The organism is Halosolutus sp. DAT137 (genome assembly GCF_059736405.1).
This window is the reverse complement of record NZ_JCAQID010000001.1, coordinates 75,709-90,078: the sequence shown is the minus strand read 5'-3', so window position 1 is coordinate 90,078 and position 14,370 is coordinate 75,709. Positions and strand designations below refer to the sequence as shown.

Sequence of the window (14,370 nt, the reverse complement as noted above, 5' to 3'; positions counted from 1 at the left end):
GGTTGAGTCCGGTAGGAGGGGCCGCCGCTGAAACAGCGTAGACCCGAGCGATCGTATCCGATACTTTATGGTGCACACCATCACATGATACCACTGAGGTCATGGCAGAACCATCCGCAGGAACGACAGAAATAGTGCACGAACCGTCCAGCGAGTTCGTCGCGTCCACGAACGTCGCCGCGTTCGTGAACGAGTACGAAATCGCGGACGACGAAGAGCTGATCGAGCGGACCACGACCGAGATTCCAGGGGTCGACGAAAGCGGCGTCGAGTGGTTCTGGGACGAATTGATCGACTACCTCGACATCGAGTTTTACGAACCTTACGACGAGATCAGAGACGACGACGATGGGCCGCAGTTCAGCGAGTGGTTCCCCGGTGGCGAACTCAACATCGCACACAACGTCTGCGATCGCCACGCAGCGATCGACGCCGAGCGTCGCAACAGCATCGCGACGATCTGGGAAGGAGAGGACGAGGAGGTTCGGGAGGTGACCTACCACGAACTGCACCGGCAGGCGAACATGGTCGCGAACGCGCTCGAAGCGCGCGGGATCGAAACCGGCGACACCGTCGGACTCTACATGCCGATGGTCCCGGAGGTCGTCTCGATCCTCTATGGCTGTTTCAAGATCGGCGCGATCGCCGTCCCCATCTTTTCGGGGTTCGGAGTCGAAGCGACCGCGACGAGGATCGCGGATTCCGAATGCAGGATCCTCTTTACCGGCGACGGCTTCCTCCGGCGGGGCGAGCCGGTTCATCTCAAGGGCTCCGCCGACGAGGCGATCGAGCAGGCGGGTCACGTCGAGCACACGATCGTCTACGATCGACTCGGCTCGAGCGAAGCGACCCGCGAGCAACGCACGTCGGAGCGCGACACCGAGGTTCCCTGGGTCGACGATCGCGACGAGTGGTGGCACGACGCGGTCGAAACGCAGGACGACGCCTACGAGACGAAATCGCTCGACTCGAACCAGGAGTCGATGCTGCTGTACTCCTCGGGGACGACGGGGACGCCGAAAGGAATCGTCCACACGCACGCGGGCGCGATTACGCAAGCCGCGAAAGAACTTCACTTCGGTTTCGATCTGAAACCCGCCGATCGGTTCTTCTGGGTGAGCGACATCGGCTGGATGATGGGACCGTGGTCGATGATCGGCGTCCACACGTTCGGCGGCACGCTGTTCATGTACGAGGGCGCGCCGGATTACCCGGAACCCGATCGGTTCTGGTCCATGATCGATCGTCACTCGCTCACGCAGTTCGGCATCTCACCGACGGCGATTCGCGCCTTGCGAAAGCACGGGAACGAGTGGCTCTCCGGTCACGACCTCTCTTCACTCCGACTGCTCGGTTCGACCGGCGAGCCATGGGACGAAGCGTCCTGGCACTGGTTCTACGAGCACGTCGGCGGCGGCGAGACGCCGATTATCAACATCTCTGGAGGTACGGAGATCATGGGCTGCTTTTTGATGCCGTTGCCGACGCAGCCACTGAAACCGTGTACGCTCGGCGGACCCGGCCTCGGCATGGACATCGACATCGTCACCGAAACCGGCGAGTCGATCGCCGACAATCACGAACGCGGCTATCTCGTCGCACACGATTCCTGTCCGTCGATGACGAAATCGCTCTGGTCGGGCGACGATCGCTATCTCGAGGAGTACTGGTCGACGTTCGAGGAGCCGCCGCTGTGGGACCACGGCGACTGGGCCCAGCAGGACGAAGACGGCTGCTGGTTCCTCCACGGCCGGGCCGACGACGCGCTCAACATCGCCGGCCGAAAGGTCGGACCGGCGGAGATCGAAGACGCGCTCATCGACCATTCGGCGGTAACTCAGGCCGCAGCGGTCGGCGTCCCCGACGACACCACCGGGACGGCCGTCGTCACCTACGTCGTCCTCGAACCCGGCGAGACGGCCAACGACGACCTCCGCGAGACGCTCCGCGAACTGGTCGGCGTCGAGCACGGGAAACCGTTCCGTCCGCGAGAGGTCCTGTTCGTGGACGCCCTTCCGAAGACCCAATCCGGCAAGATCATTCGCAGAGTGATCTCGAGCATCTACCAGGGTGAGGAACCAGGCGACCTGAGCAGCCTCGAAAATCCGGACGCGCTGGACTCGATCGACGCGGCGCGATAGCGTCGCTGTTCGGCTATTGTAGCGACGCGTTCAGTTTCGAGTTCGGTACTCGCCCGCGGTTTCGATCGACGTGGTACGGAAAAAACGGCGTCTATAGAGGTGACGGCGGACGATGTGCTATGGGTGAGTGGATCTACTAACTCCGTTCGGCGGCGGGGGTGATCCCGGCTTCTTCCATTCGCTGGTGGAAGCGCTCGCGGCGAGCCGTCCGTTCCTGTTCGGACATTCGGTCGGGCGTCCAGATCTTCCCCTCCGTCGACTGGTGGACCTCGACGCTCTCGACGCTCGGAAGCTCGCTCACTCGCTCGACGATCTCGTCGCTCATCTCCATGAAGTACGTACAGCGCTGGGAGGTCAACAGGAGCGTGATCTCGACGTGGCCCACGGCGTCGATCTCGATCGTTTCGATGAGGCCGAAATCGACGAGGTTGATGGGGTGATCGCTCGCACAGCTACAGGGATCGAGGACGTTCGCGAGTTCCGCGCGGACGGCGGTCTTCCGGTCGTCCTCGAACTCCTGGTCGGGTGTGACGTGTGCGGACATGATCACGCGGACGTTTCGTAGGTCGACCACGGTTCGGGGAACGACTCCGACAGTCCCTGTTCCTCGCGCAGTTGCTCCCACTTGTCGCCCTCGATGTTCGATCGGATCTCGTCGGGGTCTTTATCGAGCATGCGGAGTGCGTTCCCGCCCAGGATGTTCAGTTTGTCCTCTTCGGTAACCTCGGGGTAGTCGTACTCCGCCTGCAGGTCCGCGGGCATCTCGAAGTTCCAGATGCCTTCGATCGGCGGCTGCGGGTGGAGCGCGGTCGCGCCGCTGGAAAAGAGCAGGCGATCGGAGCCGACCCAGTAGAGGAACTCCCCGAGGATCTTCGCGAACTTCCGCGGTCGGGTGTTCACCAGGCAGGCCGTGTTCTCGAGGTTTCCGTAGATGTTGTCGTGACTCGCCATCGCGAACGCCGTCTCCTCGAGGAACGAGAATCCGGCGTGGATGATCTCGAAGTTGAGGTCGGGAAACGAGAGCGCGGCGTCCTCGACGTCGTCCGTTTTGAAGTACCGGACCGGCGCGGTGGCGAAGGGAATGAACTTGTGCATCGCGACGGTGTCTACATCGGAGTCGGCCGCGGCTTCGAGGATCGGCCAGACGGCGTCCTCGGTCAGCTGCAGGGAGAGGTCCTGACCGTTCTGGTAGCGCGAGGGATACAGTTTGATCCCTTCGACGATGTCGCGGCTTGCGTACTCCTCGACCTGATCGACAGCGTCGTCCTCTAACGGATTGATGTCGACGTACATCGAGGTTCGGTCCGGGTTCTGTTCGCAGAATTCGAATCCCTTCTCGCGGGAGACGTACCCGTCCTCGAAGTAGTCGTCAAGCGGAAGCGAGTGATAGACGCTGTAATCGATCTGACTTTCGAGGAAGAGCAGTCGTGCGAGTTCCTCGGGCTGGTGGTTGCGATAGAACACTTCTTCCGACGGGACGTAGTCGTCGGGAAGGAGTTTCGCACCGAGTTCGTACGTTTCGTCGTCCCAGCGCTGTGCGTGGGGGTGTTTGTGGTTCTCCGGTGTGTGGTTGAAGCAGTGTGAAACTGAATCAACGACTAGAGCGCCATTCTCTAACATGACATAGAGTACTTTCGCTGAATCCCTAATAAAAGTTAGGATAAGTTGCTGGCTGTTTCCGGCCAGTCCGTGTCGTACCACGGACACATTGACGCAGAAGATATTTGCACCAGCAAATCCTCCGTTCGCGTGTCAATGACGAAGGAAGCGCTCGCTGCGGTCAGTGACCAGTACGGTCCGTGGATCGACGGGAACGAACAATCAACTGGTAGCGACGATCGACTGGCAGTTCTCGACCCCGCAACCGAAGACGAACTCGCCGAGGTCGCAATGGGATCGGCCGACGACATCGATCAAGCGGTCGGGATCGCTCGCGACGCGTTCGACTCCTGGCATCGTCGTCCATCTGAGGAACGAACGCGGATTCTCACGGCCATCGCGGCGGCCATCCGCGAGGAGAGCGATCGACTGGCACGGATCGAAACGCTGGAGAACGGCAAACCGCTCGTCGAAGCCAACGAGCAGGTCGAACGGTGTGCCCGCCACTTCGAGTATTACGCCGGTATCGCCGACAAAATCCAGGGCGAGTCCATCCCGCTCGGCGAGGACTACGTCGACTACACCGTCCGCGAACCGCTCGGAGTTACCGCCCACATCGTCCCGTGGAACGTCCCTCTCTACCTCTTCGCGCGGAGCGTCGCCCCTGCACTCGCCGCCGGCAACGCCGCCGTCGTCAAGCCCGCCGAAGAGACCCCGCTGGGCGCACTCGAACTCGCCAGCCTCGCGTCCGAGGCGGGGCTGCCAGACGGCCTCCTCAACGTCGTCCCCGGCTACGGTCACGAGGCCGGGGCGGCGATCACGGGCCATCCCGACGTGGACGGCATCACTTTCACCGGTTCCGGCCCGACGGGGACCGCAGTCGCAAAGAGCGCCCTTGAGAACGTCACCGAGACGCACCTCGAACTCGGCGGGAAGAGCCCGAACGTCATCTTTCCGGACGCCGACTGGGAGGCCGCTCTGGCGGGAACGATGACCGCCATTTTCACCAACGCCGGCCAGGTTTGCTCGGCCGGATCGCGACTGCTCGTCCACGAGGACATTCACGACGCGTTTGTCGCCGATCTGGTCGAACGGGCGAAAACTCTGACGATCGGTCCCGGCATCGAGGACCCAGATATGGGGCCGCTCGTCTCGCACGACCACATGAAGAAGGTCCTCGAATACATCGCGATCGGCCGCGAGGAGGTCGGCAAGCCAGTGACCGGCGGCAGTGTGTTGGACCGCGACGGCTACTTCGTCGAGCCGACGGTGTTCGATGACGTCCCCATGGACACCCGCATCGCTCAGGAGGAGATATTCGGGCCGGTGCTGACGGTCACGCCGTTCGCTGCTGAGGACGAGGCCATCGAGTTGGCGAACGCGACCGACTACGGGCTGGTCGCGGGTGTCTACACCGAGAACATCGGGCGCGCTCACCGGTTCGCCCGCGAGGTCGACGCCGGCCAGATTTACATCAACGAGTTCTTCGCGGGCGGCAACGAGACGCCGTTCGGTGGCTACAAGAACAGCGGCATCGGTCGGGAAAACGGCGTCCAGGCCATCGACAACCACACGCAGCTCAAAAACGTCTGTGCCAACATCGGGCGACGCTAGTCGACGGGGGTCGGGTCGTGGTCCTGTGGGTGGGAATCGGTAACACTTATGTGCAGAAGGTTAACATGGATAGACATGGTAGCTAGGTTGAGCGGCAAAGCTGTGCTAGTGACGGGAGCGTCTTCGGGCAACGGCCGTGCGATCGCACGGCGCTTCGCAGAGGAAGGAGCCAGTATCACCGTCGCGGACATCCGCGCCGACCCCCGGATGGGCGGCGAGCCGACGCACGAACGCATCAGCGACACCGGCGGTGACGCGCAATTCGTCGAGTGCGATGTCAGTTCCGTCGCGGATCTGCAGGCTGCCGTCGAGGCGACCGCCAAAGCCTACGGATCGCTCGACATCATGGTCAACAACGCGGGCGTCGAACGCCAGCTCCCGATTGAGGAGGCCGACGAAGAGGATTACGACTGGCTGATGGACATCAATCTCAAAGGCGTGTACTTTGGCAGCCAGGCGGCTATCCAGCAGATGCTCGAACAGGAAGACGGGGGCGTCATCGTGAATATGTCTTCGATGGCGGGAATTCGCGGCCTGGAAAACTCCTCGCTGTACTGCACCTCGAAAGGTGGTGTGACGAACCTGACCAGAGAACTGGCCGTCGAACACGGAGAAAACGACATCCGAGTGAACGCACTCAACCCTGGTTTCATCGAGACGGCGATGACCATGGAGGACGGCGAGACGGCCGACAACCTTCTCGATCAGACGCCGCTCGGGAGGGCCGGCCAACCCGAGGAAGTCGCCGATGCGGCGCTGTTTCTCGCCAGCGACGAGTCGTCGTACGTCACCGGTCACAACCTCGTGATGGACGGCGGATTCACCGCGTAAACAGGTATCCGGCATTTTTCGACAGGCGCGTTCGACCAGTGAGAACGTTTAATGTGAGTGAGAGCGACACTCTGTTGTATGCTTCACGTAGCGGGCCCACTGCTAACAGTAGATGTGGGTGTACGCGACACTCGCACCACAGACGTAGACGGCGTACTGGAATCGTTCATCGGCGGCCGCGGCGTCGCAACGCGACTCGCCCACGAGCGAGTCCCGTTCGACGCCGATCCGCTCGGCCCAGACAACAGCCTGTTTTTTACCACCGGGCCGATGCAGCTCTCGAACATGAGCTTCACCGGACGGACGAACTGTACGGGAGTGTCGCCGCTTACCGGCGGTCTGCTCTCCTCGAACGCCGGCGGATTCATGTCCCGGAACGTCGCAGATACGGGATACGGTGCTATCGAGATCACCGGCGAGAGCGACGATCTTCTCGCCCTCCACGTCACAGACGAGGGCGTCGAGTTCGAGGCAGTGCCCGACCTCGAGGGTGCTACAGTCCCGGAGGTCACGGAATACATGGCAGCAGAACATGATTTGAGCGAGGAACACACGGCCTGTATCGGCCCGGCGGGAGAGAACCTGGTGCGGTTTGCCTCCATCATGACTACCGAAAGCCGCGCGTTCGGGCGTGGCGGTCTTGGCGCGGTGCTCGGGGCGAAGAACGTCAAGGCCATCACCTTCCAGGGGGACTCCCGCCAGGAGGTAGAGATCGATCCAGTACAGATGGATGTCCACCGCGAGGCCGCCACTAGTGACAGTCTCATGAAAGAACAGGGAACGACCAACGTCACCGACCTCGCTAACGAGGTTGAGGCGCTTCCGACACGGTACTTTTCCGAACTGTCCTTCGAGGGTGTCGAGGGTATCAATGGTGACGCCGTCGGCGACAAGAAGTACAAGAAAGGCACCTGCTCGTCGTGTGCATTCGCCTGCAAACTTCCGACGAAAGACGAGGACCGCGGCGTCGAGACTGAAGGGCCCGAGTACGAGACGGTGATGGCCTTCGGCTCGAACTGCGACGTCGACGACGTGGTAGACGTGATGCAGTCGAACGAACTCTGTGACCGCTTCGGGATGGACACCATCTCCTGTGGGAACGTCGTCGCGGCCTACCTCGCTGCGAACGACGAGTTCGGAAACACCGAACTGATCCACGAGACGGTAGAGAAAATCGCCCACCGCGAGGACGAGGGCGACCTGCTCGCCGACGGGATCGACCGATTCCACGAAGAGCTGGGCGTCGAAAACTGGACGGTCAAAGGCCTGAGTTTCGCGGCCCACGACGGCCGTACCCTCAACGGGCAGGGGCTGTCCTACGCCGTCGCCACCCGGGGTGCCGATCACATGTTCACCACCATGTACACCTGGGAGTACCCACTGGTTTCCCACGAGGAGGCACTCTCCAGGAGCGGTCTCGACGGGAAAGCGGAGTTCGTCATCGAACAGGAGAACGCCCGCGCGATGGAGGACTGCGGGATCGTCTGCCGGTTCGCCCGCTCGTTCATGACGCCCGAACGCTTCGAGGCACTGTTCGGCAATGACTACGACGACCTCCTCTCAGTTGGCGAACGTATCGTTGAACTAGAACGCCACTTCAACAACCAGCGCGGTATCGATCGTGCCGACGACCGCCTCCCCTACGACCTCCCCGATTTCGAGGCTGCGCTCGAAGAGTACTACGGACTCCGCGGCTGGAACGACGATGGGACGGTCCCGGACGACCGCGTCGCTGACGACTCGGTCGCTGCAGACTGAGCGTAATAGCCGCTGCAGTCTCCCTTTCTCAGCACCCCTGACTGGGAAGCATCTGTGCCGATTGCGTGTAGTGGTTGGCGACCAGCCGTTCGACCTCTCCAACGACCGGCGTCTCGACGACGGGTGTCCGACCGAAGGGCGCGGTCAAACCCGGGAGAATTCTTATAAGGGTGTATTGTGTTGAGATAGCCGATGCAAGTCGCACACTACTACGGCCCCGAAGACCTCCGGGTCGAGTCAGTAGCCGAGCCAGATCTCGGTGAAACCGACGTCCGAATCGACGTAACAGCCTGTGGTATCTGTGGAACGGATCTCCACGAATACGAGTCCGGTCCCGATCTCACCCCGAACGAAGGCGAGTCCCACCCGCGAACCGGCGCCTCGTTACCGATCCCACTGGGACACGAGTTTAGCGGGGTCGTCTCCGCCGTCGGCGACGAAGTCACGGAGTTTGCCGTCGGAGACGCCGTCACGGTCAACCCCGCCATCGTCTGTAACGACTGCCGGTACTGTGCCGAAGGCCGACACAATCTCTGTAAGTCCGTAGCGAACTACGGTCTCTCCGCTCGAAGCGGTGGGTTCGCCGAGCACGCTATCGTCGACGTCGAGAACGTCGTCGCACTCCCCGACAGTATTCCTGCCGAGTACGGAGCGCTCGTCGAGCCGTTCGCCGTTGGCCTCCACGCAGTAAGACGATCGGGACTGCAAGCAGGCGACACCGCTGCCGTGTTCGGGAGTGGTCCGATCGGCCTCGCTATCGTACAGGCTGCGCGTGCTGCGGGGGCAACCGATGTGTTCGTCTCCGAACCACGGGCACCAAGACGGGAGATTGCCATCGAGGTCGGAGCGACGACCACACTCGATCCGACGGAGACCGACGCGATCGAAGCGATCCGGTCCGCGACGAACGGCGGTGTCGACGTCGCCTTCGAGGCAGTCGGCATTCAACCGACGTACGAAGCAGCCATCAAGAGCACGAAGCGTGGCGGCCAGATAACGGCTGTCGGGATTTCAACGGACGGGGTCAAACTGGTACCGAACGACCTCGTCGTGGTCGAGCGGACGATTACTGGAACGAACGGCTACCTGAGTGGGCCCCGCGCTGCAGAGGAGTTCGAAGCGACAGTTCGGTACCTCGAGAGAGGGACGTTCGACGCTGAAGCGATGATCACCGCTCGAGTCGCCCTCGATGACATCGTCGAGGACGGCTTCGAAGCGCTGCTCGACCCCGAGAGTGACCACGTGAAGATACTCGTTGAGCCTCAAGATACATGAAACCAGATGAACTACCACGGATCGGCTTCGGAACCTACGACGTAACTAACCCGGCCACCGTTGAAACCGCACTCGAAACAGGGTACAGACATCTAGACACCGCACAGTGGTACGAGAACGAGGACGTCGTTGGTGAGGGACTCTCCCGAAGTGATGTGCCGCGCGAAGACGTTATCGTCGCAACGAAAGTACTGCCAGCAAACCTCGCTGCTGAGGACATCCTCGCGACGGCCGATCGCTCACGAATACGTCTCGGTGTCGACACCATCGACCTGCTCTACGTTCACTGGCCGACCAACGCCTACGACCCCGAAACGACCCTCGGAGCGTTCAATACGCTGTACGACGAGGGGAAGATTCGAGGGGTCGGGTTGAGCAATTTCACGCCGGAACTCCTCGACGAGGCTCGTTACCATCTCGACGCGCCGCTCATCGCCCATCAGGTCGAAATGCATCCGTTCTTGCCTCAGCACGAACTCGTATCATACGCCCAACGGTACGACCACGCCCTCGTGGCGTATTCGCCGCTCGCACAGGGAGCGGTGTTCGAGGATCCGGTACTGCAGGATATTGCGGAGCGGTGTGACGCTAGTATCGCACAAGTGGTACTTGCCTGGCTGTTCGAAACGGAGAACGTGTGTGCTATTCCAAAGGCGTCTGGGCATCACATCCAAGACAACTACGGTGCCCTCGATGTCGATCTCACAGCAGAGGATCTCTCCCGAATCAACGAGATCGACCGTGAGCTCCGAACAGTCGACCCCGCCGACGAGGACCGCGTCGACCGTACCCCGTGGGCAGAATAACTACTCACGGATACGCTGCCGACACAAGTACGTGAACGGGCAGATGGTTACTTGACGGGGTACATTATTTCTCCCGGCTGATCAGGTAACGGTCGCGGTAACTACGTCGTGTCCGACAATCGAGTTCACCACAGGGGCGTGAGACCCCCAGTTCTGACGGGCAATTGGGGAGGTTGTACTGGAACTGTCCCAACGCACACTGCAAAGCGATTGAGGAGCTGTTTGCGTGTTTAGTCGCCCTTTCGTACCAGTTTCGGCTGGTTGAGTTCTACCGACGGGAATCACTGTGTCGGGACACACCTAATCTGATCGAATATGATCGGCGTGCCCCTCTGCTCCGGATAGTCAATGATAAAAGAGGAATATTATTTCACGATATCGATCTTTCGCCTATCGATCGACAACGCGACTGCGATGATAACGACCGCACCCAGGACCATGTCCTGGATAAACGGGTCGATCCCAGTAAGGTTCATCCCATTTCGGAGGACGCCGATAACGAGTACCCCCAGAATGGTCCGGTGGGGGCCGCCAACACCGCCGGTAAGGGCCGTCCCACCCATGACGATAGCGGCGATACTCGGGAGCAATAGTCCCTGTCCCATACCAGGAGACCCACTCCCGATCCGGGCAACAAGCATTGCGCCTGCGATCGCACAGAGGAGTCCCGAAATGGCGAACGCACCGATCTTATATCGATCAACGTTCACTCCGGAAAGATCGACGACGGATTCGTTCTCGCCGAGCGCGTACGTGTATCGGCCGAACTTGGTCCGAAGCGCGAGGAAGACTGTGAGTCCGTAAATGAGGAGCGTGAGTATCACGATATTTGGAACTCCTGGAATGAACTGGCCCATAACGAACTCTCTTAGCCCCGGCTCTCGGAACACCACAGACGAGCCGCCGGTAACGAATCCTGCTCCGCCCTCCAGTATGGAGAGCGTTCCAAGTGTCACGAGAAAGGACGGTATCTTTCCTTTCGTGAAGAGAACTCCGTTGATGACACCAACAAGTGTTCCAAGCATGATTCCGATAAGGATCGCTTGCGGCCCACCAATCCCGAAGTCGGCGATCAGAACCGCGACGGTCATGCCGACGAATGTCACCAACGCAGCGACCGATAGGTCGATGCTCTGTTGCATGATTGGAAACGTCCCAGCCAACGCAACTAGTAAAAGAACAGACACATTCACTGCAACGTTTCCAATTAGATTGTTGAAGGTAAAGAACCGATCTGACTGAAAGCTAAAGAGGAGTATCAACGCCAGTAGTGTTACGAACGGGCCGATGTCAATGACCCAGTCCTGAAGCGTCCGTTTCTCCTGTTGCTCTTCTATCCAGCCCGTGATCGTGTTTGTGACTCGTGTAACCATTGTTAGACCATCATCTCGATTAGTTCTTTTTCCGTGGGTTTGTCTTCCGACGGCGCATCAACGATATTGACTATTTCTCCCTTGTACATGACCGCAATCCGGTTTGCCATTCCGATTACTTCCTGCAATTCGTCGCCGATGAAGACCATCGAAATCCCCTGCTGTGTGAATTCTCGACAGAGTTCGTACACGTCTTCTTTAGCACCAACATCGATGCCGCGTGTAACGTTGTCCATGATCAAGATGGGACTTTCGTTGGCGAACCACCGACCGAGTACAACCTTCTGTTGGTTCCCGCCACTAAGCTGACGGACGGGAGTCTCGATGCCGGGCGTTTTGATGTCCAGTTTTTCGATAGCTTCTTCCGTCACTCGTTTCTCTAGGCCGAGATCTAACAGCGGAAGTTTGCCGAACATTTTATCGACGATAGCAATCGAGGTGTTGTTCCGGACGGGTTGATATAGGAGCAACCCTTTGCTCTTCCGATCTTTCGGGACGTATCCCATACCGGCCGTTTTCATAGTCATCGGGGAATTAGGGACAACTTCGTCCCCCAAGACGGTGGTCGATCCGGACGTGGGCGTAATATCTCCGTACAGCATGCGACCGAGTCGCTCTTTTCCAGAACCGTCGACACCGACGATACCTAAAATCTCTCCCTCTCGCACGGAAAGCGAAACGGGTCCTACTTCGTCCTCGTATGCCAGATCATCGACAACGAGCACTTCTTCCCCGAGTTCCGTGTTGGTGAGCTGTTTCGACGTGAAATAATAATCATCGGTCAACGATCGGCCGACCATACTCGCCCGAAGGGCTTCTTGGGTTGCCTCACTGGCAGACACTTCGTCGACGAGCTGTCCGTCTTTCAGAACGTAAATACGGTCCGAAATGTCGATCACCTCGTCGAGTTCGTGGGAGACGAATATGAAGCTCGCCTGATCGCGGAGATCGTTGATGAGAGAAAACAGCAGGTCACGAGATTCTTCTTCTAACCCAGCCGTCGGCTCATCGAGCATGATGATCGGTGTTTCTGTAGCACCCCCTTCCGCGATCATGAACGCTCTCGCAATCTCCAGTAGTTGTCGCTCGTTGAACGAGAGAGCGTCCGCGCGCTTAGAGATGTCTATATCGATGCCCAAACTTTCGAGATGCTGCTGTGCTTCATCGACCATCCGTTCTTTGTTGAAGTATCCGTACGGTGTAAGGTCACCTTCACGTCCCAGAAACAGGTTTTCCGCTCCAGAAAGATTAGAGACGATGTCCTGTTCCTGGTGTACGAGCGAGATACCTTCTTCAGCAGCCTCAAGTGTGCCTGTGAATTTTTGCTTTTTCCCGTGGGTGAATAGCTCACCCTGATCGGGTTCTTGGACGCCCGTGAGGATTTTTAACAACGTGCTTTTCCCCGCCCCATTCTCTCCGACGAGCCCGACGACTTCTCCTTCATTAACGTCGAGAGAGACGTCGTCGAGGGCAACCACATGCCGGAAGCTCTTGGAAACGTTGGCGATATGGAGCGCGGAATCACCCTTTTGAACATCGGTACCCTCCCGGGCAGTTTGGTTGAGGTCAGAATTTTTGATTTCAGTCATACTAGCAGTCACACCCGAAGAATCATTCAAACGGGTTATTCTGGAACTGGTCCGCATACCGCTGTCGCACTTCCTCTTTTTGCGGACCGTCTTTGAAGGCTTCGGGCAGCTCATAGTCGGATGGCCTGTTGTCGTCTGTCCAACTGAGGATGTCCCGCATTTGCGTTTCAGTGATCGGTTCGAGCTTGTTCTGTGGATCCCAACTGTCTGGGTTCTCGACCACCGACATCTTTCTCCAGTCGTAGGGTGTCTCGCCGGTGTACATTTCCTCTATGAAGACCTCTGGTGTCGAGAGCGCGAGATCGCCTCGTTCGTCGATATCCTCCCACTCGGATGGATCGGAGACGATCTGGATGCCGGGATGGACCATCATCCGCTCGGCGTCGTCAGGTTCCCAGCCGTTGTTGTAGTCATAGCACTTCGCGAGTGACCAACCTGCCTGCCACGGACCGAGTGCAGAGATAGTTGCGGTCATACGACCTTCCTGTACGGCATCGAGTGCAGGTTTAGAACCATCAATCCCGACGGTAGGGACGTTTAGATCGTTCTCCTCTAGGGATGTGAGTCCACCGAGAGCGACTCCGTCGTTCTGAGCAAAGAACCCCTCGATGTCGTCGCCGAATCGTGAGATGAGATCTGCCATCGCCTCTCGAGAATCGCTCCGAACCCAGTTGCCGGGAATCGGGTCGTTGAGTCGTTCGATGTCGGGATACTCCTCTAGCGCCGCCTCGAGACCCCTGTTTCGTCCCGCGTTCGATACCTGACCGCGTTGCCCTTCGATGTGGACGAAATTGCCGCTCCCACCCATTGCCTCGAAGAGTACGACCGCGTTGGCGTACGCGTTCTCGTACAGATTCGGCATGTGGAACTGAACCCACTCATCGCCAACGTCGGCTGGTGTCAGCCATGGACTGATTGTCCAGAACTGCACACACGGAACACCGGCGTCGACAGCAGCCCTGCCCAGTTCTTTCACGCCATTATCTTGAAACGCCTGCCCGACGATCGCGTTCGTCCCGCCCGCGATCGCAGTGTCTACCTGCTGGAACTGTTGACTGAGGTCCCCCTCGTTCAATTCGATAGTGCCCGAGTAACCGAACGCTTCTGTCGATTCCTCCCACCCTGTTCTGACAGATTCCCAGTAGCTGTTCGATAGCCGAGTGATTGTCAGGAGTCCGGAATTGTCGTCGTCTCCGCCGCCGTTTCCGCCGTTTTCGCCGTCTTCGCTGGTGCCAGTGCAGCCCGCTAGCCCACCCATGAGGGCGGTCCCGCCGACAAGCCCTGTTTTCTTAAGAACGGACCTTCTCGAATCTTCACCAATGTCTTTTCCCGGTGGTGTGTGAACCATCTACATATCTCGAACGAGTGGGCACACATATATACC

Annotated in this window: 11 protein-coding genes; 6 read left to right on the top strand and 5 right to left on the bottom strand. The window is 59.3% G+C overall.

Annotation, left to right across the window (positions count from 1 at the left end; genetic code table 11):
- Positions 1-101 precede the first annotated feature (101 nt).
- A complete protein-coding gene (locus AC6I6L_RS00405) occupies positions 102-2,141 on the top strand; it encodes an AMP-binding protein (protein ID WP_497915737.1) in 2,040 nt (679 codons plus the stop codon).
- Between the two features lie 136 nt (positions 2,142-2,277).
- Here AC6I6L_RS00405 and AC6I6L_RS00400 read toward each other — a convergent pair whose 3' ends face one another.
- On the bottom strand, positions 2,278-2,685 hold the full coding sequence (locus AC6I6L_RS00400; RefSeq protein ID WP_497915736.1) for a metal-sulfur cluster assembly factor: 408 nt from the start codon (positions 2,683-2,685) through the stop codon (positions 2,278-2,280).
- Between the two features lie 2 nt (positions 2,686-2,687).
- Entirely contained in the window at positions 2,688-3,761 is a 1,074-nt protein-coding gene (locus tag AC6I6L_RS00395) for an amidohydrolase family protein (protein WP_497915735.1), read from the bottom strand.
- Between the two features lie 135 nt (positions 3,762-3,896).
- Here AC6I6L_RS00395 and AC6I6L_RS00390 point away from each other — a divergent pair, with 135 nt between their 5' ends.
- The 5 genes from AC6I6L_RS00390 to AC6I6L_RS00370 all read left to right on the top strand — a co-directional run bounded on the left by AC6I6L_RS00390 (position 3,897) and on the right by AC6I6L_RS00370 (position 10,024).
- The gene (locus AC6I6L_RS00390; protein ID WP_497915734.1) at positions 3,897-5,354 is read left to right on the top strand and encodes an aldehyde dehydrogenase family protein; all 1,458 of its coding nucleotides are present in this window, start codon (positions 3,897-3,899) and stop codon (positions 5,352-5,354) included.
- Positions 5,355-5,429: 75 nt separating this feature from the next.
- On the top strand, positions 5,430-6,185 hold the full coding sequence (locus tag AC6I6L_RS00385; protein WP_497915733.1) for an SDR family NAD(P)-dependent oxidoreductase: 756 nt from the start codon (positions 5,430-5,432) through the stop codon (positions 6,183-6,185).
- 78 nt (positions 6,186-6,263) lie between these two features.
- A complete protein-coding gene (locus AC6I6L_RS00380) occupies positions 6,264-7,943 on the top strand; it encodes an aldehyde ferredoxin oxidoreductase family protein (RefSeq protein ID WP_497915732.1) in 1,680 nt (559 codons plus the stop codon).
- A 192-nt stretch (positions 7,944-8,135) separates the two neighbouring features.
- Complete coding sequence (locus tag AC6I6L_RS00375) at positions 8,136-9,218, top strand: 2,3-butanediol dehydrogenase (RefSeq protein WP_497915731.1); 1,083 nt, start codon at positions 8,136-8,138, stop codon at positions 9,216-9,218.
- Positions 9,215-10,024 carry an aldo/keto reductase gene (locus AC6I6L_RS00370; RefSeq protein ID WP_497915730.1) on the top strand — a complete coding sequence of 270 codons (810 nt, stop codon included), beginning with the start codon at positions 9,215-9,217 and terminating at the stop codon, positions 10,022-10,024. The genes AC6I6L_RS00375 and AC6I6L_RS00370 overlap by 4 nt, the downstream gene beginning before the upstream one ends.
- Before the next feature lie 365 nt (positions 10,025-10,389).
- Here the strand turns inward: AC6I6L_RS00370 and AC6I6L_RS00365 are convergent, their stop codons facing one another.
- The 3 genes from AC6I6L_RS00365 to AC6I6L_RS00355 are packed head-to-tail and all read right to left on the bottom strand — an operon-like array spanning position 10,390 to position 14,334.
- Positions 10,390-11,397, bottom strand: coding sequence for an ABC transporter permease (locus AC6I6L_RS00365; RefSeq protein ID WP_497915729.1), 1,008 nt, complete (start codon positions 11,395-11,397; stop codon positions 10,390-10,392).
- Between the two features lie 2 nt (positions 11,398-11,399).
- Positions 11,400-12,986, bottom strand: a complete 1,587-nt coding sequence (locus AC6I6L_RS00360; RefSeq protein ID WP_497915728.1) for a sugar ABC transporter ATP-binding protein — start codon at positions 12,984-12,986, stop codon at positions 11,400-11,402.
- A gap of 22 nt (positions 12,987-13,008) precedes the next feature.
- Complete coding sequence (locus AC6I6L_RS00355; protein ID WP_497915727.1) at positions 13,009-14,334, bottom strand: sugar ABC transporter substrate-binding protein; 1,326 nt, start codon at positions 14,332-14,334, stop codon at positions 13,009-13,011.
- Positions 14,335-14,370: the final 36 nt, after the last annotated feature.